This window comes from Citrobacter sp. RHBSTW-00599 (assembly GCF_013784065.1).
GTDB classification, from domain to species: Bacteria; Pseudomonadota; Gammaproteobacteria; order Enterobacterales; family Enterobacteriaceae; genus Citrobacter; species Citrobacter braakii.
Window position 1 is genome coordinate 3,835,935 of the sequence record NZ_CP056717.1, and the last position, 20,340, is coordinate 3,856,274.

The following is a 20,340-nucleotide window of genomic DNA, read 5'->3' on the forward strand; positions in this document are numbered from 1 at the left end:
ACTTCCGGGAGAGAAAAAGAAAAAACGCACTATAACGGTGCATAGTGCGTTACATTTTTGCACCAGATTGTTGATTGCCAGATGGCGGCGTAAACGCCTTATCCGGCCTACGAGACCGCGCTGGCCCCAGACCGGATAAGCGCCGCGCCATCAGGCGATAACAGAATCGTCTTGCGTACTGGCGGCTAACTCTTCACCCGCCAGCTGCAACTGATACATCTGCCAGTAACGGCCTTGCGCCGCGAGTAATTGCTGGTGCGTACCACGCTCAACCGCCTGACCGCGATGCAGCACCAGAATGGTGTCCGCATCGACAATCGTCGATAACCGATGCGCAATCACCACCAGCGTGGTGTGTTCACGTACCGCCGCCAGAGCTTGCTGAATGGCCTGTTCAGTACCGGAGTCAATACTGGCCGTGGCTTCGTCGAGGATCAACACCTGTGGCGTTTCAACCAACACCCGCGCCAACGCCAGCAGCTGTTTTTGACCAACGGAGAGGTTATTGCCCTGCTCGCCCAGCCGGGTATGAATCCCCTCGCTCAGACCTCGCGCCAGTTCTGCCAGTTGCACGGTCTCCAGCGCCTGCCATACCCGCTCTTCTGAGATATCGCGGCCCAGCGTGACGTTCGCCAGGAAGGTATCTGCCATCACCACCGGATCCTGCTGCACCATGGCGATGCCCTGACGTAACGCACCGTGGCTCAGTGAAGACAGCGGCCGTCCATCAAGGCGGATTTCCCCCTGCGTCAGCGGGTAGTAACCCATCAACAGACTGGCGAGCGTGCTTTTACCACTGCCGGTGTGTCCGACCAAAGCCACAAAGCTGCGCGAAGGCACGGACATACTGATATTTTGCAGCACCAGATTGTCGTCGCGATAGGCAAATGAAACGTTATCCACCTCAATGTCCCCGCTCTTTAGCGGTCGCTCATCTTCACCATAGCGCTGACGTGGCCCATCCATCAGTTCGAACACTCGCTCACCGGCGACAACCGCCTGCTGCAGCATTGATTGCTGAGTGGTCAACTCGATCAGCGGTTCGTTCAAACGGCCGAGGTAGCTGATAAACGCGTACAGCACGCCAACCTCGATCGAGCTGCCAGAGGTAAAACTGAACAGCATCAGCAATCCGCAGAGGATCAGCGCCGAGAAAAGGCTAAGCAGCGGGCGCAACAAAAAACCATCCAGTCGCAGGGTCTGCATACGCGCCATATAGTGCGAGCGGCTTGCTTCGCCCATTCTCTCGCCAAATCGCGCCTGCTGGCGGAACTGCTGGATAACACTCATGCCGTTGATGACTTCGTTAAAGCCATCGTTAATATCCGCCAGATAAGCGCGAACCCGGCGCACAATCGGGGTGCTGTAGCGTTGATAAATCACCATCACCACCAGCACGGCCGGGAAAATGGCCATCGCCACTACCGCCATACGCCACTCAAGGCTGAACATCGCTACCAGCATGGCGCCAATTAATGCCGCGCTGCGCAGGACCGTTGCTACCACCGTCACGTACAGGTCGCGAATAACTTCAGTGTCGTTGGTCACGCGGGAGATTAGCTGCCCGACGGGTTGAGTATCAAAGGCGCTGAGCGGCTGACGCAGCGCAGCGTCCATTACGTCGGTGCGCAACTGTTGTACTACGCCAACTGCCGCCTGGTTAAACAGCAATGACTGCGCGTAATGCAGGCCAGCCGCCAGCAGTTGTAGACCGATATATGCCGCAACCAGCCCGGCGACCATCGCCAGCGGCAGATTATTCTTCGCCACCATGTTATCGATAAAATAGCTAATCAGCAGCGGACCGCTGACTTCCGCCGCAGCCGCCACCCACAGCATGACTACCGCAATAGCCAGCTGTTTTCGCCATGGAGAGCCATACGCCAGCAATCTTTTCAGGGTCGGCCATAATTGCCCAAAACTACGCATTAGCCGCCTCCTCGTTTATCTCTGGTGCATCAGTCAGCGCCGCTTCCAGTTGCTGATAGCGGTACATATCGCGATACCAGCCAGGCTGCTGCACTAACGCATCATGCTCACCGCGCTGGGCAATATGCCCATGCTGCATCACGATAATCTCGCTGGCTTCCGTCAGGGCCGATAAACGGTGGGCGCTAATAATGACGGTTCTGCCTTCGCCCCACTGGCGCAGGTTATGCAGGATCTGATGTTCGGTACGACCATCTACCGCCGACAGCGCATCATCCAGAATCAGGATTTCAGCGTTCAGGAGTAGCGCTCGAGCGATAGAAATACGCTGTTTTTGCCCACCAGACAGCATCACCCCACGTTCGCCCACTTCGGTGTCGTAGCCCTGCGGAAGACGTAAAATATCCTCATGAACGCTGGCAAGGCGTGCCACATACTCGATATCTTCCTGCGTGGCCTGAGGGCGTCCTAACGCGATGTTATTGCCAACGGTATCCGAAAACAGGAATGGCGTCTGGCTGACAACTGCCAGCCGGCTGCGCCAGCTATCCAGTTGTAATCGCGTTAAGGGGATATCATGAAAGCGCACATCGCCGTGGGTGATATCAAAATGACGCTGAATCAGCGACAGCACCGTACTTTTCCCCGCGCCGGTAGGCCCACAAATGCCCAACATCTGCCCAGGTTTAAGCTGGAAGTTCACATTTTCCAGCGCCGGGTGTGCCGTTTGCGGGTAGCAAAATTCACGAATCGCCACCGCCAGCTCCCCACGCCCTTCCGGTACCGGTTCAGTGCCGTCATCCACCACCGGCGCTTCAGACAGCATGGCGCGAATACGGCTATACGCCGCGCTGCCACGTTCGACGATGTTAAACATCCATGCCAGCGCCAGCATCGGCCAAATCATCAAACCGAGATACATCATAAAGCTGGTGAGCTGGCCGAGCGTCAGCGAGCCGTGCACCACCATCCAGCTTCCCCCAGCAATCGCCAGTAGGTTAGCCATGCCAATGGCGATATAAATCGTGGGATCAAAGCGGGCGTCAATGCGCGCCACGCGCAGGTTTTTCTTACCGGTATCTTCGGCATCGGCGGCAAATAATGCCGATTGCCGATCCTCCAGACCGAAGGCCTTGATCATGCGAATACTGGTCAGGCTTTCCTGAGTACGGTCGTTGAGACTGGAAAACGCCGCCTGCGCCAGCTTAAAGCGGTTATGGAGTCGATCGCCGTAACGTTTGATCATCAACGCCATCACCGGCATCGGCAGCAGCGCAATTAACGTCAACTGCCAGCTTATCTGCGTTGACATCACGATCAGCACCGCACATCCCATTACCAGCGAATCTACCAGCGTCAGCACGCCTTCTCCGGCGGCAAATACGACCCGATCGACATCGTTGGTCGCACGCGCCATCAGATCGCCCGTGCGGTGACGCAGATAAAATTCTGGATGCTGGCGACTCAACTGACGGTAATAATCTTCCCGCAGCTCAACCGCCAGTTGGTAGGATGCGCCAAACAGCAGCACGCGCCAGACATAGCGCAGCAAATAAACCACCACTGCAATCAGGGCAATTGTTCCCACCCACATCAGCAGCCGCTCGGTGGTGAAGCGTTGAGTCGTCACGCCATCCACAATGATCCCGACCACTTTCGGCGGAATAAGCTGAAGGATAGCGATGATGATAAGCAGGGCCACCGCCCCGAGGTAGCGACGCCACTCCCGGCGGAAGTACCAGCTTAATTGAGCAAATAATCGCACGCGTTATATCCTGACAAGATTTCCGGCAATAAGCGCCGGGAGAGTTATTCAATAGGGAGCGCAGTTGTGTATTTAATCTGTTCCATCGCAAAGCTGGAGGTGACGTCAGACAGGCCCGGTACGCTGTTCACCAGGCGCTTATAAAATTCATCGTAGCTTTTCATATCGGCGACCTGCACTCGCATCAGGTAATCATATTCCCCTGCCATACGCCAGAACCCCAGAACCTCCGGCATACCGGTGACTTCGGTGACAAAGCGGCAATACCATTCACTGCTGTGATGCTGAGTCTTAATCAGCACAAACGCGGTCAGCCCCAGCCCCAGTTTTTCTGGATCTAACAGGGCGACTCTACCCAGCAGGATACCGTCATCTTCAAGCCGTTTGAGGCGTTTCCAGCAGGGGGTGGTAGTCAGATTAACGGCATCTGCTAACGCCTGCAAAGAAAGGGTGCAGTCCTGTTGCAGTAAGCTAAGCAGCTTACGGTCAATTTTGTCTAACATATCCACTCCACAGAGAAGAATTTTCTCCTTACATTCTATTTTAAAGGCTAAATGGCAACAATTTTTTCCGTGCTTTTCGCTATTCTTGGCACAAAATGACAAATGGATATCTATTAATGATGAATAGCTCCTGGGTTAAAAACGCCATCAATGAAATCAACGCGGATTATCAGCGTTCTGCGGATACGCATCTCATTCGTCTGTCGCTACCGGCGTTCCCGGGCATTCAGATCTATTTAAAAGATGAGAGCACGCATCCCACCGGGAGCCTGAAGCATCGTCTGGCGCGTTCACTGTTTCTGTACGGATTGTGCAATGGCTGGATTAAAGAAGGCACCACCATCATTGAATCATCGTCCGGTTCAACGGCGGTCTCCGAGGCTTATTTCGCCCGACTGTTAGGGCTGCCGTTTATTGCCGTCATGCCTTCCTGTACAGCGAAGCGTAAAATTGAACAGATTGAGTTTTACGGTGGTCGCTGTCATTTCGTGGAAAGCGCCTGTGAAATCTATGCGGCCTCTGAACAGCTGGCGCGTGAGCTGAACGGTCATTACATGGACCAGTTCACTTATGCTGAGCGCGCTACCGACTGGCGTGGCAATAACAATATTGCTGACAGCATCTTCCGTCAGATGCAGTGCGAGCCCAACCCTGTCCCCCGCCATATTGTAATGAGCGCCGGAACCGGCGGCACCTCTGCAACCATTGGCCGCTATATTCGCTGTCAGGGCTACGATACTCGCCTGATGGTGGTGGATCCGGAAAACTCAGTCTTTCTGCCCTTCTGGCAGGATCGCGATGCAACGTTACGCAGCCCGGTAGGAAGCAAAATCGAAGGCATCGGCCGCCCACGTGTCGAACCCTCCTTCATTCCTGACGTAGTCGATGAAATGCTGCGCGTGCCGGATGCCGCAAGCGTGGCCACCGCACACTGGCTGGAAACGCAGTTGGGCCGCAAAGTCGGCGCTTCAACCGGCACCAACATGTGGGGAACACTGCAACTTGCCGCCCGTATGCGCGATGCCGGAGAAAGCGGTTCACTGGTCACGCTGCTGTGCGACAGCGGCGAACGCTATCTTGAAACCTACTACAACCCGCAGTGGATCGACACGCACATCGGTGATTTAACGCCGTGGAAAGCGGAACTCACCCGGCTTCTGAACACCCATTAATGGGATAAAAAAAGCCAGACGCGAAGTCTGGCTTGCTGGAAGGGATCTCTCATTCGGGGGAATAAGGTAGATGCGGATTGTCCAGCCAATGCGTCAAAAAGTGTGACACCGCCTGATTGCGGCAATGCCCAATCACCGACAAATGCGGCAGTTCAGCAATCAGTTGTGGCATCGCGTTTCCCATAATCAGGCCGCGTCCAACGCTGCCTAACATTTCGCGATCGTTCATGGCATCGCCAAATGCCATACATTCGGCCATTGAATAACCTAAGTGGTCGCTTAGTACCGCCAGCGCCGATCCTTTGTTACAGCCCACCGGCAGCACCTCAAGGCAATCAACCGCGGAAAAACAAAGATTTGCCTGTTCGCCCAGCGCCTCATTCAGTTGAATGCGTAATTGGATCAGGGAGTCATGATCCCCACAGAAACAGACTTTCGTTACCTGATGAGCCGGGATACGTTTCACATCGACGATCTGGTAGCGAAATCCGCTATACACATGCGCCTGTAGCAGCGATGGGATCTCTTGTCCGGTGAACCAACCGTTGTCATTAAAGACATGCATGCTGGCTGTAGTATCCCACTTCTGATGTAACACGATATCCGCCACAGTCGGATCCAGATCCTGACGGTGCAATACATCGCCCTCAACAGAGTGAATGCGCGTGCCGTTACCCGTGATCAAAAAGGCGTCCAGTGAGATAGAACCCAAAATATGGCACATCTCAAGCACATGGCGGCCGGTGGCAAATGTCAGGGTAATCTCGCGTTCACGCAGGCGCGCCAGCGTTGAAAGCGTTTCGTCACCTAAATGGTGATTCGGCATCAAAAGGGTGCCATCCATATCAAATGCAGCCAGACGAGCCATTTCTTTCTCCACACTGTGACGCGGTTAACTTGTGATTCAGTATCACCTGAGATATACGGAAGTAATAGTGAATAGATAAAATGAATTGTTCCGGGTTTATTACACAAAATCATTCAAGTTGCATCCAGGCGGCAAGTGAATGAACGTCCAGGAGCATACAGTGACTGGGGGGAATTAACGCCGCCAACAAAGAGGCAGCTTGAAGGATGACGTGTATATGAGATTGTTGAATCGCCTGAATCAGTACCAACGCCTGTGGCAGCCTTCGGCGGGAGAACCGCAGTCGGTGACCGTCGGGGAGCTGGCAGAACGCTGTTTTTGCAGCGAGCGCCACGTGCGTACCCTGCTGAAGCAAGCGCAGGATGCTGGCTGGCTGGAGTGGCACGCCCAGTCGGGGCGTGGGAAACGCGGGCAGCTGCGCTTTTTGGTGACGCCAGATTCGCTACGCAGCATTATGATGGAACAAGCGCTGCAAAAGGGGGAGCAACTTAGCGTACTGGAGCTGGCTCAGCTGGCGCCGGGAGAATTAAGAACGCTGCTCCAGCCGTTTATGGGTGGTCAGTGGCAAAACGACACGCCAACCCTGCGCATCCCCTATTACCGCCAGCTCGACCCTTTGCACCCTGGATTTCTCCCCGGTCGCGCAGAGCAACACCTCGCCGGACAAATATTCTCGGGCCTGACCCGGTTCGACAGTGTTACGCAACGCCCCTGCGGAGATTTAGCCCACCACTGGAATATCTCCGCCGACGGCCAGCGCTGGGATTTCTATATTCGTTCCACCCTGTACTGGCATAACGGCGATGCGGTCAGCAGCACACAGCTACATCAACAGTTGCTGAAGCTGTTAGAGCTACCCGCGTTAAATAAACTGTTTATCAGCGTAAAGCGCATTGAGGTGACGCATCCCCAGTGCCTAACCTTTATTTTGCATCGCCCCGACTTCTGGCTGGCGCATCGTCTGGCAAGCTACAGCAGTCACCTGGCACATCCCGAACTCCCGTTTGTTGGTACCGGTCCGTTTCGGTTGACGCTGTTTACCCCAGACCTAGTGCGCATCGAGAGTCACGATCACTACCACCTGAGTCATCCGCTACTAAAAGCCATTGAATACTGGATAACCCCGCAGCTTTTCTCCCAGGATTTGGGCACCAGCTGTCGCCATCCGGTTCAAATTGCAATTGGTAAACCCGAAGAGCTTCCCATGCTAAGCCAGGTAAGCAGCGGGATCAGCCTCGGTTTCTGCTATCTCACGCTCAGAAAAAGCGCGCGGCTGAATACGCAGCAGGCCCGTCGCCTGGTCAATATTATCCACCGCTCTTCCCTGCTACAAACGCTTGACGTGGATGAAAACCTGATCACGCCAAGCAATGCGCTGCTGCCGGGATGGACGATCCCCCAATGGGATGAACTGGACGACGTGCCGCTACCGGAAAAACTTACGCTGGCCTATCACCTGCCGGTAGAGTTGCACGCCATGGCTGAACAGCTTCGCCAGGCGCTGGCGCTACTCGGCTGTGAATTAACGCTTATTTTTCATAATGCTAAAAACTGGGATGGCGACCATCCTTTAGCCCAGGCCGACCTGATGATGGGCGACAGGCTGATTGGCGAAGCACCTGAATATACCCTCGAACAGTGGCTGCGCTGCGATCAACTCTGGTCACATGTATTGAGCTCGCCAGCATATACTCATCTGCAAACCACCCTGGATGCCCTGCAAATCCAGGCCGATGAGGATGATCGTCATGCGGCTTTACAACACGTTTTCGCCTCGCTGATGCATGACGCGACCCTGACACCGCTGTTCAATTATCACTATCGTATTAGCGCTCCGCCGGGCGTGAACGGCGTACGCCTGAACCCTCGCGGCTGGTTTGAATTTACCGAAGCCTGGCTACCGCCCCCGTCGGCGTGAAGAAGCTGGTCGGCGACACGCCCAGGCGCTACCATAAGGGTTTCGTTATTTGTCAGGAAAAACCATGAAACGTGCCGTTGTTGTATTCAGTGGGGGTCAGGACTCCACAACCTGTCTGGCGCAAGCGCTGCATCAGTATGATGAAGTGCACTGCGTGACCTTTGATTATGGTCAGCGCCATCGCGCTGAGATTGATGTCGCACGTGACCTGGCCTTAAAACTTGGCGCGCGTGCGCACAAGGTACTTGATGTAACGCTGCTCAGCGAACTGGCCGTCAGTAGCCTGACCCGCGATAACATTCCGGTACCCGATTACGAACCGGATGCGAACGGCATTCCCAATACCTTTGTGCCAGGACGCAATATTCTGTTTTTAACGTTGGCGGCGATTTACGCGTATCAGGTGCAGGCGGAGGCGGTCATTACCGGCGTTTGTGAAACGGATTTCTCTGGATATCCGGACTGCCGCGATGAGTTCGTCAAAGCCCTGAACCATGCCGTAAGCCTGGGAATGGCGAAAGATATCCGCTTTGAAACCCCGCTGATGTGGATCGATAAAGCCGAAACCTGGGCACTGGCCGATTACTGGGGCAAGCTGGACCTGGTACGCGAAGAAACGCTGACCTGCTATAACGGCATCAAAGGTGACGGTTGCGGTCACTGCGCGGCCTGTAATCTGCGCGCCAACGGCCTGAACCATTATCTGGCAGATAAACCAGCAGTGATGGCGGCAATGAAGCAGAAAACAGGACTAAAGTGATCGTTTTGCCGGATGGCGGTGCACGCACCTTATCCGGCTTTCGACATTCACCGTGGTCAATATCGCCCGTAAGCCTGATAAGCGAAGCGCCGTCAGGCTTCCTTCCATCACTTCACCATCTGCTCCAGTTTTTCGCGCAACTCCCCTTCCAGCGGTAGCGCCTTTTGCGTTTTCAAATCAATACAGACGAAGGTAATCAACGCGTCTGCCACCACCTGTCCTTCCGGCTCCAGGGTGATAGTCTGGTTCAACACACCGCTTTTGCCATTTAACTGTTGCACCTGACTGGTAATGGTCAGCAGGTCGCTCAGCACCGCAGGGCGGCGGTAGTTAATGTTAATATTCACGACCACAAAAGCGATGTTGTGTGCGGTCATCCACTGAAAGCTGTCGCTGTTTTCCAGGCCATCCCAGCGGGCTTCTTCCAGAAACTCAAGATAGCGAGCATTGTTAACGTGCTGATAGACATCAAGATGAAAACCACGAACTTTGATTTGTGTTTGCATAGCGCAGGAGCCTTACGTTGTTTTTATAGGAACACACTTCAGGGTAAGAGGTCATAACTGGTATGACCTCTACAGTCTGGCAAACTTTCAGCACTCTGCAAGTTATTAAAGTGTTAAAACTGCCAGATTGCGCTCTACCAGCGAACTCCCCATGCCCGGCACCTGCTTTAAGTCCTCCACCGTTTTAAACGGCCCGTACTCCTCACGATAGCTGACAATCGCCTGTGCTTTCTTCAGACCTACGCCATTCATGACTCGCGCTAAATCCTCCGCAGAAGCGCTGTTGATGCTTACCCTGGTGGCTTCATCATCGCTCGCTTTAGCCGGTTGCGTGGCTTTGCTTTGTGCTACTCCCGTAGCATCCGCTTTGGCTTGAGTCGCCTGGCTTTTGGCGACTGGCTCTGCAGCCAGTGCGCTTTGAGCCATACCGGTGCAGGTCAATGAAAGGGTAATAAGCAGGGCTTTGATTCCATGTTTCATACTGTTTTCTCCTTGTTTGTTAACAGTGGAATCACGATAGCGAGGTGCAGAACGGCAGACAAACGGCAAATATCAGAAATGGAAAAGGCCGCGAAAGCGGCCTTTGGTTGATACAACTTTTTGCAATTTTTTGCGAGTAGCCTCGGTTATTGCTGCTGTTCCAGCGCGTCACCGACTTTAATTTTTGCGGCTTTACGCAGGTTGCTCATCAGCGCTTCAAAGACAATCTGCGCATTGTTCTGGGTAATCCCCTGAACCATCGCTTTCTTCTGCTCTTCAGGCATAGAACCGGCTTTCACCTCGTCCAGCGCCAGCAGTACAACGTTACCCTGCATGTCGTTCGCCACGCCGTAGCTCGGTTTATCTTTCGCCGGCAGGCTCAGGCCAAAGGCCGCCTGACTCAGCGGATCCTGACCCGTACGGCTCAGCGTTTTCGCCTCGCCAAAGCTCAGACCCGCCGCTTTCATGGCTTCATCGCCTTTACCAGCTTTCAGATCCGCCAGCAGTTTATCGGCATCAAGCTTCGCCTGCTGCTCTGCTTTATTGTGCTTAACAAGCGCAGTTACCTGATCTTTCACTTCAGCCAGTGGTTTAACGGCTTCAGCTTTGTGCTCTGCAATTCGCAATACAAACGCGCGATCGCCATCCACGGTGATGATGTCGGAGTTACTGCCAGGCGTACCGTTCTCACCAACCAAACCACCATTGAAAATGATGTCAGCGACCGGTTTGAAGTTCAGCTCTTCCGGCAGGCTGTCACGGCTAAACCAGCCCGTTTCAACCGCTTTCATACCCGCCGCCTGCTCCGCGCCCGCCAGGGATTCGTTATCGTTGCTGGCGGCATCGCTCACTTTCTGCTGCAGCGCATAGTAGGCATCCAGCGCTTTTTCCTGCTTCACTTTCGCCGCAATGTCGTCACGGGCTTCGCTCAGCGGTTTAACCTGCGCAGGCTGTACGTCGTCAAGACGCGCAACGAGGAAACCAACGGAAGACTTAATCACCCCTGACAACTGGCCTTTCTCTTTCAGACCGGCATTCTTCAGCTCATCCGGGGTGGTGGAATCTTCCAGCCATCCCATATCACCGCCTTTACGGGCAGAGATGATGTCAGCAGATTTTTCTTTTGCCAGCGCAGCGAAATCACCGCCTTTGTTCAGCTCGTCCAGTACCGCTTTGGCTTCATCTTCCGTTTTGGTCTGAATGATGCTGTAGCGGTTACGCTGCGGCTGAGTGAACTGATCCTGATGCTGGTCATAATAAGCCTGAATATCAGCATCGCTGGCCGTCTCCTGCATAGCAGAAGCATCCAGCTTGATGTAGCTCACGCGGAACTGTTCCGGCGTCATAAAGTTGTTTTTATTCTGCTCGTAGTAGCTGGCAACTTCCTGCTCGGTAACAGACTGCTTCGCGGCCAGTGCGTTAACGTCAATTGTCGCCTCGCGAACGATACGATGCTGTGCGACCAGCGCCGCCAGCTCGTCCGTTTCGCCTTTCAGCATGAAGTCCGTACCGGCAACGCCGTTAATCAGTTGCTGGGTAGTAAGCTGATTACGTAATGCCTGAGCGTACTGGTCTGCGGTCATTCCCATCTGATTAACAATCGCGTTGTAGCGATTGTTATCAAATTTACCGTCCACCTGGAACGCAGGCGTGGCGAAAATAGCCTGTTTAACCTGATCGTCGCTGATGTTGAGATTAAGCTCGCGGGAGTACTGATCCAGCAGCGCTTCGTCAATAAGACGATTCAGCACCTGCTGACGCAGCGTTTTCATGTAGCCTTCGTTCGCAGCCAGTTCGGAGTATTGATCGCCCAGCTGTTGCTGCATGCGGTTACGTTCGCTGTTGAACGCATTCTCGAACTGCCCGCGGCTAATCTCCTGGCCATTCACTTTGGCGGCGAAGTTATTGCCCCCGCCAATCAGGTAACCACTCACGCCGGTCAAAATGAACGACACGATAATGATACCGAAAATAATCTTGAGCACGAGACTGTTAGCAGCCGTGCGTAAGCTGTCCATCATGGTGTAACCACACTCCGCTGTAGATGACTATACGCGTTATCTCTCAAGCCGCCTGCGCGTTGTCACAACAGCGGCGGCAAGGATTTTGAGTATATATGCTTCACGCAGCATAGCGTTTCCTGAACGCTGCGTACAAAGGCCTATTGTGACAAGAAACAGGGGCAATTGTCAGCCCACAACGCGTAGAAAGTACCGGAATTACAAATAAAAAAGGCACATCAGTCGATGCGCCCTTGTACTTCGTCACATCCCCAAAGGGGAAATCACTTAGTTTACCGCGTCTTTCAGTGCTTTACCTGCACGGAAGCCCGGTACTTTAGCCGCGGCGATGGTGATCTCTTTACCTGTTTGCGGGTTGCGACCAGTACGGGCAGCACGCTCTTTAACGGCAAAAGTACCAAAACCTACCAGCGCTACGTCATCACCTTCTTTCAAAGATTCGGTAACAGAAGCAATAATTGCATCTAACGCACGTCCAGCCGCAGCTTTAGAGATATCAGCCCCTGCAGCAATTTTGTCGATCAGTTGAGATTTATTCACTCTTCTCTTCCTCTTTATAATTTATATCGCACCTGAATCCTTCAAAGTGCGAACGCGCAGCAGTTATATCAGGCCTGCCATGCCCTTACAACACCCGTTAATGATGGCAAGCCCAATCCGTCATCTAAATTAGCTATACAAAAAAAGGCTGGCAAGTCCGAAATGGCCTGCCAGCCCTGTTTTTATTAGTGCTCTTTGCGCGAGGTCACTATTTTGCGGTCACAACCTGCATTCCGGAGGGCTCATTTTGCAACGCGAGCGTCAGAACCTCCTCAATGCGTTTCACCGGATGGATGTCCAGATCGGCAATTACGTTGTCCGGAATCTCTTCCAGGTCACGTTTGTTTTCGTCTGGAATTAAGACCGTTTTAATACCACCACGGTGTGCCGCCAGCAGTTTTTCTTTCAAACCACCAATAGGCAGAACCTGACCACGCAGGGTGATCTCGCCGGTCATCGCCACGTCGGCGCGAACCGGGTTACCGGTCAGACAAGAAACCAGCGCGGTACACATGGCAATACCCGCACTTGGACCGTCTTTCGGCGTCGCCCCTTCAGGTACGTGAACGTGGATGTCGCGTTTTTCGTAAAAGTCCGGATTAATGCCCAGTTTTTCCGCGCGCGCGCGCACCACGGTCAGCGCAGCCTGAATGGATTCCTGCATGACTTCACCCAGAGAACCGGTGTAGGTCAGCTTACCTTTACCCGGTACGCAAGCGGTTTCGATGGTCAGCAGATCGCCGCCCACTTCCGTCCATGCCAGACCGGTTACCTGACCAACGCGGTTTTCGTTGTCCGCGCGGCCATAGTCAAAGCGCTGTACGCCCAGGTAGTCGTGCAGATTGTCACCATTGATCTCAATATGTTTCAGCGACTTGTCGAGCAGCAGCTGTTTCACCGCTTTACGGCACAGTTTGGAAATTTCACGCTCCAGACTACGCACGCCAGCTTCACGGGTGTAATAACGAATAATGCCCACAATGGCGCTATCGTCGACCGTCAGCTCGCCTTTTTTCAGCGCGTTACGCTCAATCTGTTTCGGCAACAGGTGACGTTTAGCAATGTTCAGCTTCTCGTCTTCGGTATACCCGGACAGACGGATCACTTCCATACGATCCAGCAACGGTGCGGGAATATTCATGGAGTTAGAGGTCGCTACGAACATCACGTCGCTGAGATCGTAGTCCACTTCCAGGTAGTGATCGCTGAACGCCACGTTCTGCTCTGGATCCAGCACCTCAAGCAGTGCGGAAGCCGGATCGCCACGCATGTCGGAAGACATTTTGTCGATCTCATCAAGCAGGAACAGCGGGTTTTTAACGCCCACTTTAGCCATTTTCTGGATCAGTTTACCCGGCATCGAACCAATATAGGTCCGGCGGTGACCGCGAATTTCAGCTTCATCACGCACGCCACCCAGCGCCATACGGATGTATTTACGTCCGGTTGCTTTAGCGATGGACTGTCCCAGAGAAGTTTTACCTACCCCCGGCGGCCCAACCAGGCACAGGATCGGCCCCTTGATTTTATTCACACGGCTTTGAACCGCGAGATACTCAAGAATACGGTCTTTGACACGTTCCAGACCGTAATGGTCGGTATCGAGGATTTCCTGAGCCTGACGCAGATCTTTTTTGACCTTGCTACGCGCATTCCATGGCACCTGAACCATCCAGTCGATGTAGCCACGGACTACGGTCGCTTCCGCTGACATCGGAGACATCATTTTCAGCTTCTGCAGTTCTGCTTCCGCTTTCTCTTTTGCCTCTTTCGGCATTTTCGCCGCGTCGATTTTACGCTTCAACGCTTCGTTTTCGTCCGGCGCATCGTCCATCTCGCCGAGCTCTTTCTGAATGGCTTTCATCTGCTCGTTCAGATAGTACTCACGCTGGGATTTTTCCATCTGCTTTTTCACGCGGTTGCGAATGCGTTTCTCAACCTGCAGCAGATCGATTTCAGACTCCATCATCGCCATCAGATATTCCAGACGTTCGTTAACGTCGGACATCTCCAGTACGGACTGCTTGTCAGCAAGCTTCAGCGGCATGTGCGCAGCGATGGTGTCCGCCAGACGTGCAGGATCGTCAATGCTGTTCAGCGACGTCAGCACTTCGGGCGGGATTTTCTTGTTCAGCTTGATATAGCCTTCGAACTGGCTGATAGCGGTACGCACCAGCACTTCCTGTTCACGCTCATCAATAGCAGGCGAGTCGAGGTACTCCGCTTTCGCAGAGAAGTGCTCGCCGTTGTCAGACAGCGCTGAAATACGCGCGCGCTGTAACCCCTCGACCAGCACTTTTACGGTGCCGTCAGGCAGTTTCAGCATCTGCAAAATAGAGGCCACGGTCCCGACGGTGAAAAGATCGTTTACACCCGGCTCATCCGTTGACGCTTCTTTCTGGGCAACCAGCATGATTTTTTTATCATGGTCCATAGCCGCTTCCAGACAACGGATAGATTTTTCCCGCCCTACAAATAAGGGTATGACCATGTGCGGATAAACCACCACATCGCGCAACGGCAATACGGGGATTTCAATGCGTTCAGAACGCTCAGGATTCATAGAGCTCTCTCTTAGTTTAGTTTCCGCCAGGTAATCAGGTGGTACGACTGTGCTCCACACCACCTTTAACATGTATGTCAGTATATGGGGATGTTTCCCACACATTCAACGCCATGTTTACGGAAAAATAAAAGGGGAGATAAAATCCCCCCTTATTAATTAAATGTCTGTATGAATTGATGAATTATTCGCCAGATGCCTGCTGCGCTTCCGGCTTACCGTAAATCAGCAATGGCTTGCTCTGGCCGCCAATCACCGACTCATCGATCACCACTTTTTCTACGTCTTCCATAGAAGGCAGATCGTACATGGTGTCAAGCAGCGCGGCTTCGACGATAGAACGCAGACCACGAGCACCGGTTTTACGTGCCATCGCTTTTTTGGCGATAGCATCCAGCGCTTCCTCACGGAATTCCAGATCAACACCTTCAAGATTGAACAGCGCCTGGTACTGCTTGGTCAGGGCGTTTTTCGGCTCTTTCAGGATCTGGATCAGCGCTTCTTCGCTCAGTTCGCTCAGCGTCGCTACAACCGGCAGACGCCCGATGAATTCAGGGATCAGACCAAATTTGATCAGATCTTCCGGCTCCACCTGCGACAGCAGTTCACCTTCACTGGCTTTATCAGACTGCGCTTTTACCGTTGCGCCAAAACCAATGCCGGAGCCCGTTTCAACACGGTTAGCAATGACTTTATCCAGACCGGCAAAGGCACCGCCACAGATAAACAGGATCTTGGAGGTATCAACCTGCAGGAATTCCTGCTGAGGATGTTTACGCCCTCCCTGCGGTGGAACGGCAGCAACCGTACCTTCGATCAATTTCAACAGCGCCTGCTGTACGCCTTCGCCAGAAACGTCACGGGTAATGGACGGGTTGTCAGACTTACGAGAAATCTTGTCGATTTCATCGATATAGACGATCCCGCGCTGTGCTTTCTGCACGTCGTAATCGCACTTCTGCAGTAGTTTCTGAATAATATTTTCAACATCTTCACCCACATAACCAGCTTCGGTCAGCGTGGTGGCATCGGCCATAGTGAACGGAACGTCCAGCAGGCGTGCCAGCGTTTCAGCCAGCAGCGTTTTACCGGAACCCGTCGGGCCAATCAGCAGGATGTTGCTTTTGCCCAACTCGACGCCATTGCTGGTGTCGCCGTTGCGCAGACGTTTGTAATGGTTGTATACCGCGACCGCCAGCACTTTCTTCGCCTGCTCCTGACCGATAACGTAATCGTCCAGGTGGTTGCGAATTTCATGTGGCGTCGGCAGCGCACTGCGTTCACGGTGCGGTGCTACTTCCTTAATCTCTTCGCGAATGATGTCGTTACATAAATCAACACATTCGTCGCAGATATACACGGATGGTCCGGCAATCAGCTTACGCACTTCATGCTGGCTTTTGCCGCAAAAAGAGCAGTACAACAATTTGCCCGAGCCATCTTTGCGTTTATCTGTCATGGGTCAAAACCTCTTCTTTGTTCTTTGTGCCGCACACGACGACGCAAATGCCATTCTCAGGCGCAAGACGCTAGTCAGCGTTGTGCCGCTCCAGGTAATTATAGCGGTACACCTGCGCGCTGGGCATTAATTACGATGGGTCAAAATCGAGTCGACCAGACCGTACTCTACCGCTTCAGAAGCGGAGAGGAAGCGATCGCGCTCGGTATCACGTTCAATCTGCTCAAGAGATTGACCCGTATGATGCGCCATAAGTTCGTTCATGCGCCCTTTTACCTTCAGGATTTCACGGGCATGAATTTCAATATCCGTTGCCTGGCCCTGGTAACCGCCCAGAGGCTGGTGGATCATGACGCGAGAGTTAGGCAGGCAAAAACGTTTACCTTTCGCCCCGGCAGTCAGCAGGAACGCGCCCATTGAGGCCGCCTGGCCCATACAAATGGTGCTGACGTCCGGCTTAATAAACTGCATGGTGTCATAGATAGACATCCCGGCAGTGATCACTCCACCAGGGGAGTTGATGTACAGATAGATATCTTTTTCTGGGTTTTCTGCTTCCAGGAACAGCATCTGCGCCACGATCAGGTTAGCCATATGGTCTTCGACCTGGCCGGTCAGAAAAATGACGCGTTCCTTAAGTAGACGAGAATAGATATCAAAAGAGCGCTCACCACGTGAGGTCTGTTCAATGACCATCGGCACCAGCGCCATATGGGGTGCAAAGTTATCTCGTTCGCCGCTGTATGACATTTCCGTCTCCTGGATAAAATTTGAAAAAACCTGCTGTGCTGATTGTAACCTTATGGACGGATTATCAGCTAGTCCCTCTGTAATGGGTACGACATCGCCATAATTCAAGCATAACAATCTTTTGTTGTAACGCTAACACTGAAACGCTGTTTTCGCACTCTTCCCATGCAAAATCCGTGACAAAAAAAAACCCGCCACCAAAAGGTGACGGGCTTGCGTACGAAATTCGTGCTAAATAAGCGACGAATTACGCCTGCTGGTTCATCAGCTCGTTGAAGGAAGTGGCTTTTTCAGTCACTTTCGCTTTCGCCAGAACGGCTTCAACAGCCTGCTCTTCCAGAGCGACGTTACGCATGTTGTCCATCAGCTCTTTATTTTTGCTGTAGAACTCAACAACTTCTTTCGGATCTTCGTAAGCAGAAGCCATCTCTTCGATCAGGCCTTTAACGCGATCTTCGTCAGCTTTCAGCTCGTTGGTACGAATCACTTCGCCCAGCAGCAGACCTACAACTACGCGACGCTTAGCCTGTTCTTCGAACAGTTCACGCGGCAGTTCCAGAGCTTGTTTTTCGTTGCCGCCAAAACGCTGTGCAGCCTGACGACGCAGAACGTCGATTTCGCTGTCGATCAGAGCAGCCGGAACGTCGATGTCGTTAGCTTTTACCAGACCTTCGATCGCCTGAGACTTAACGCGGTTACGCACAGCGCCTTTCAGTTCGCGTTCCATGTTTTTACGAACTTCAGCGCGCAGACCCGCTACGGAACCATCTTCAACGCCGAAACGTTTGATGAATTCTTCAGTCAGTTCCGGCAGTTCGCGCTCTTCAACTTTCTTCAGGTTGATAACGAACTTAGCGGCTTTACCTTTCAGGTTTTCAGCGTGGTACTCTTCCGGGAAGGTCACATCGATAGTGAACTCTTCGCCAGCTTTGTGGCCTTTAACGCCTTCTTCAAAGCCTGGGATCATACGACCCTGGCCCATCGCCAGTACGAAGTCAGACGCTTTGCCGCCTTCGAACTCTTCGCCGTCTACAGAGCCGGTGAAGTCGATGGTTACACGGTCCTCTGCATCTGCAGCGCCGTCTTTGTCTTTCCAGGTAGCCTGCTGCTTACGCAGGGTGTCCAGCATCACGTCAACGTCAGCGTCGGTGACTTCAACAACCGGTTTTTCAACTTCGATTGCTTCCAGGCCAGTCAGCTCAACTTCCGGGTAAACTTCGAACTCTACCGCGTAAGTAAAATCTTCACCCAGTTTGTATTCGCCCGGAACGTAGTTCGGTGCGCCAGCCGGATTGATTTTTTCTTTGATGATCGCGTCAACGAAGTTGCGGCTCATCAGGTCGCCCAGAACGTCCTGGCGAACAGACGCGCCATAACGCTGAGCAACAACATTCATCGGTACTTTTCCTTTGCGGAAACCGTCAATACGCACTTTCTTCGCTACGTTGACCAGCTCGCTTTTCACAGCGGTCTCGATGCTGTCAGCAGCGATAGTAATCGTTACACGGCGGCCAAGGCCTTGAGTGGTTTCAACTGAAACTTGCATCTTGTTACCTCAAAAAATCACAGTGCTCGGTCAACTCTTCTCCGCAAGCACAGGTTGTTGGCTTCGCGGAACTGGGATGTTCTCATAAGCAATCACATTCCCTGTCGTCAGAATCATCCCGAAGACATTCCGAAAAATAAGACGCGCATTATAGCGGCATCACTTTTATGAGTCGAGAACGGTTATCGCGCGTTGCTGCGGCTTTTTTCACAATTCCCGGCTAATTTTTGTCTGAATACTGTACGACTGCCCCAGAATTCAGACAAAACAAAACGGCCCGCAGGCCGTTTTCACATAATCTGTAGCAACATACTGGAAAAGCGTCGGTTGTTGCAAATCCGTTTTTACGCGATGCTTCCCGCCCCACGACACGGAGGCGATGCAAAAATCGTATCCTGCAACGCTTCCCACTCCTTAATGGTGTAGGTATGCAGGGCAAGTGCATGAACGGTTGTGGAAAGCTCCACCGTTAAGGTGCTGTAAATCATCCGATGACGATTCAGAAAACGCTCACCTGTAAAGCGATCGCTAACCAGCACAACCTTAAAGTGGCTTTCAGAACCTGCCGGGACATTGTGACGATAGCTTTCATCCACAACTTCGAGGAACACGGGTTGGAACGCTGCCCTTAATTTTTCTTCTATTTGCTCACGAATCATCATGAAGTTTTTCCTCCGACAACGCTGAGATGTCACCCATCCCTTTAAATACTAGCCGCTTTTACCGCTTTCATTACACCTTAGCAACAAAAAATTAGCGTTTGTCTGATTTTCTCAGCCAAATGGATGAAGTTCACTAAATCCTCACTTCGATTTATTGCAAAAAGTCCGTTTATGGTCTCCACAAAGACATAAAACTGACAACACAATGAATTTACATGCGTTACCCACTTCCCCTCATCGTTGGCGATGTTATGATGGCGGGAATTTTCTCCAACCATACAATTTAGATTCGCTGAGAGCCCTGGCATGTTTAAAAAAATCCTCGTCCCGTTTGTCGCGCTGTTTATGTTAGCTGGATGCGCAACGCCGCCGACCACTATTGAAGTTTCCCCGAAAATTACCCTGCCACAGCAGGACCCGAGCCTGATGGGTGTGACCGTTAGCATCAACGGTGCCGACCAGCGTCAGGATCAGGCGCTGGCAAAAGTTACCCGTGACAACCAGCTTGTTACCCTGACCGCGTCCCGCGATCTGCGCTTCCTGCTGCAAGAAGTACTGGAAAAACAGATGACCGCACGCGGTTATATGATTGGGCCAAACGGTGCTGTTAACCTGCAAATCATTGTTAGCCAGCTGTATGCAGACGTGTCCCAGGGTAGCGTGCGCTATAACATCGCCACCAAGGCAGACATCGCCATCATTGCGACTGCTGCTAACGGCAACAAGATGACCAAAAACTACCGCGCAAGCTATTCTGTTGAAGGCGCACTGCAGGCCTCTAACAAAAATATCGCTGACGCCGTTAACAGCGTGCTGACCGATACCATCGCTGATATGTCTCAGGACACCAGCGTTCACGATTTCATCAAGCAGAACGCTCGTTAATTTCTGCCCATAT

General features: G+C 52.8%; 17 protein-coding genes. 4 read left to right on the plus strand and 13 right to left on the minus strand.

The window, feature by feature from the left end:
• Positions 1 to 150: 150 nt before the first annotated feature.
• Genes HV243_RS18840 through decR form a run of 3 tightly spaced genes read right to left on the minus strand, consistent with a single transcriptional unit; the run spans position 151 to position 4,197 of the window.
• Positions 151 to 1,929, minus strand: coding sequence for a SmdB family multidrug efflux ABC transporter permease/ATP-binding protein (locus HV243_RS18840; RefSeq protein WP_053388981.1), 1,779 nt, complete (start codon positions 1,927 to 1,929; stop codon positions 151 to 153).
• Complete coding sequence (locus tag HV243_RS18845) at positions 1,922 to 3,694, minus strand: SmdA family multidrug ABC transporter permease/ATP-binding protein (RefSeq protein ID WP_053388982.1); 1,773 nt, start codon at positions 3,692 to 3,694, stop codon at positions 1,922 to 1,924. Before HV243_RS18845 ends, HV243_RS18840 begins: the two co-directional genes overlap by 8 nt.
• Positions 3,695 to 3,738: 44 nt before the next feature.
• Positions 3,739 to 4,197 carry a DNA-binding transcriptional regulator DecR gene (decR, locus tag HV243_RS18850; RefSeq protein WP_016152059.1) on the minus strand — a complete coding sequence of 153 codons (459 nt, stop codon included), beginning with the start codon at positions 4,195 to 4,197 and terminating at the stop codon, positions 3,739 to 3,741.
• A 116-nt stretch (positions 4,198 to 4,313) separates the two neighbouring features.
• Here decR and HV243_RS18855 point away from each other — a divergent pair, with 116 nt between their 5' ends.
• Positions 4,314 to 5,369, plus strand: a complete 1,056-nt coding sequence (locus tag HV243_RS18855) for a PLP-dependent cysteine synthase family protein (RefSeq protein ID WP_094168793.1) — start codon at positions 4,314 to 4,316, stop codon at positions 5,367 to 5,369.
• 49 nt (positions 5,370 to 5,418) lie between these two features.
• Here the strand turns inward: HV243_RS18855 and cof are convergent, their stop codons facing one another.
• Complete coding sequence (gene cof, locus HV243_RS18860; protein ID WP_053388983.1) at positions 5,419 to 6,237, minus strand: HMP-PP phosphatase; 819 nt, start codon at positions 6,235 to 6,237, stop codon at positions 5,419 to 5,421.
• A gap of 217 nt (positions 6,238 to 6,454) precedes the next feature.
• Between cof and HV243_RS18865 the strand changes: the two genes are divergently transcribed.
• On the plus strand, positions 6,455 to 8,155 hold the full coding sequence (locus HV243_RS18865; RefSeq protein ID WP_016152056.1) for an SgrR family transcriptional regulator: 1,701 nt from the start codon (positions 6,455 to 6,457) through the stop codon (positions 8,153 to 8,155).
• Positions 8,156 to 8,219: 64 nt separating this feature from the next.
• On the plus strand, positions 8,220 to 8,915 hold the full coding sequence (queC, locus tag HV243_RS18870) for a 7-cyano-7-deazaguanine synthase QueC (RefSeq protein WP_003021638.1): 696 nt from the start codon (positions 8,220 to 8,222) through the stop codon (positions 8,913 to 8,915).
• A gap of 107 nt (positions 8,916 to 9,022) precedes the next feature.
• Here queC and fadM read toward each other — a convergent pair whose 3' ends face one another.
• From fadM to bolA, 9 genes are all read right to left on the minus strand, one after another.
• Positions 9,023 to 9,421 (minus strand): long-chain acyl-CoA thioesterase FadM, encoded by a 399-nt coding sequence (fadM, locus tag HV243_RS18875; protein ID WP_016152055.1) that lies wholly within the window; start codon positions 9,419 to 9,421, stop codon positions 9,023 to 9,025.
• A 105-nt stretch (positions 9,422 to 9,526) separates the two neighbouring features.
• Entirely contained in the window at positions 9,527 to 9,901 is a 375-nt protein-coding gene (locus tag HV243_RS18880; protein ID WP_053388984.1) for a helix-hairpin-helix domain-containing protein, read from the minus strand.
• Positions 9,902 to 10,047: 146 nt separating this feature from the next.
• Positions 10,048 to 11,922: a peptidylprolyl isomerase gene (ppiD, locus tag HV243_RS18885; protein WP_053388985.1), complete on the minus strand. Its 1,875-nt coding sequence runs from the start codon at positions 11,920 to 11,922 to the stop codon at positions 10,048 to 10,050.
• Between the two features lie 267 nt (positions 11,923 to 12,189).
• Positions 12,190 to 12,462, minus strand: coding sequence for a nucleoid-associated protein HU-beta (gene hupB, locus HV243_RS18890; protein ID WP_003021629.1), 273 nt, complete (start codon positions 12,460 to 12,462; stop codon positions 12,190 to 12,192).
• Positions 12,463 to 12,670: 208 nt separating this feature from the next.
• A complete protein-coding gene (gene lon, locus HV243_RS18895) occupies positions 12,671 to 15,025 on the minus strand; it encodes an endopeptidase La (protein ID WP_016152052.1) in 2,355 nt (784 codons plus the stop codon).
• A gap of 184 nt (positions 15,026 to 15,209) precedes the next feature.
• Positions 15,210 to 16,484: an ATP-dependent protease ATP-binding subunit ClpX gene (clpX, locus tag HV243_RS18900; protein WP_003831013.1), complete on the minus strand. Its 1,275-nt coding sequence runs from the start codon at positions 16,482 to 16,484 to the stop codon at positions 15,210 to 15,212.
• Positions 16,485 to 16,610: 126 nt separating this feature from the next.
• A complete protein-coding gene (clpP, locus tag HV243_RS18905; protein ID WP_003021624.1) occupies positions 16,611 to 17,234 on the minus strand; it encodes an ATP-dependent Clp endopeptidase proteolytic subunit ClpP in 624 nt (207 codons plus the stop codon).
• 247 nt (positions 17,235 to 17,481) lie between these two features.
• On the minus strand, positions 17,482 to 18,780 hold the full coding sequence (gene tig / locus HV243_RS18910) for a trigger factor (RefSeq protein WP_003021622.1): 1,299 nt from the start codon (positions 18,778 to 18,780) through the stop codon (positions 17,482 to 17,484).
• A gap of 344 nt (positions 18,781 to 19,124) precedes the next feature.
• Positions 19,125 to 19,442 (minus strand): transcriptional regulator BolA, encoded by a 318-nt coding sequence (bolA, locus tag HV243_RS18915; protein ID WP_016152051.1) that lies wholly within the window; start codon positions 19,440 to 19,442, stop codon positions 19,125 to 19,127.
• A gap of 306 nt (positions 19,443 to 19,748) precedes the next feature.
• Here bolA and HV243_RS18920 point away from each other — a divergent pair, with 306 nt between their 5' ends.
• Complete coding sequence (locus HV243_RS18920) at positions 19,749 to 20,327, plus strand: lipoprotein (RefSeq protein WP_016152050.1); 579 nt, start codon at positions 19,749 to 19,751, stop codon at positions 20,325 to 20,327.
• Positions 20,328 to 20,340: the final 13 nt, after the last annotated feature.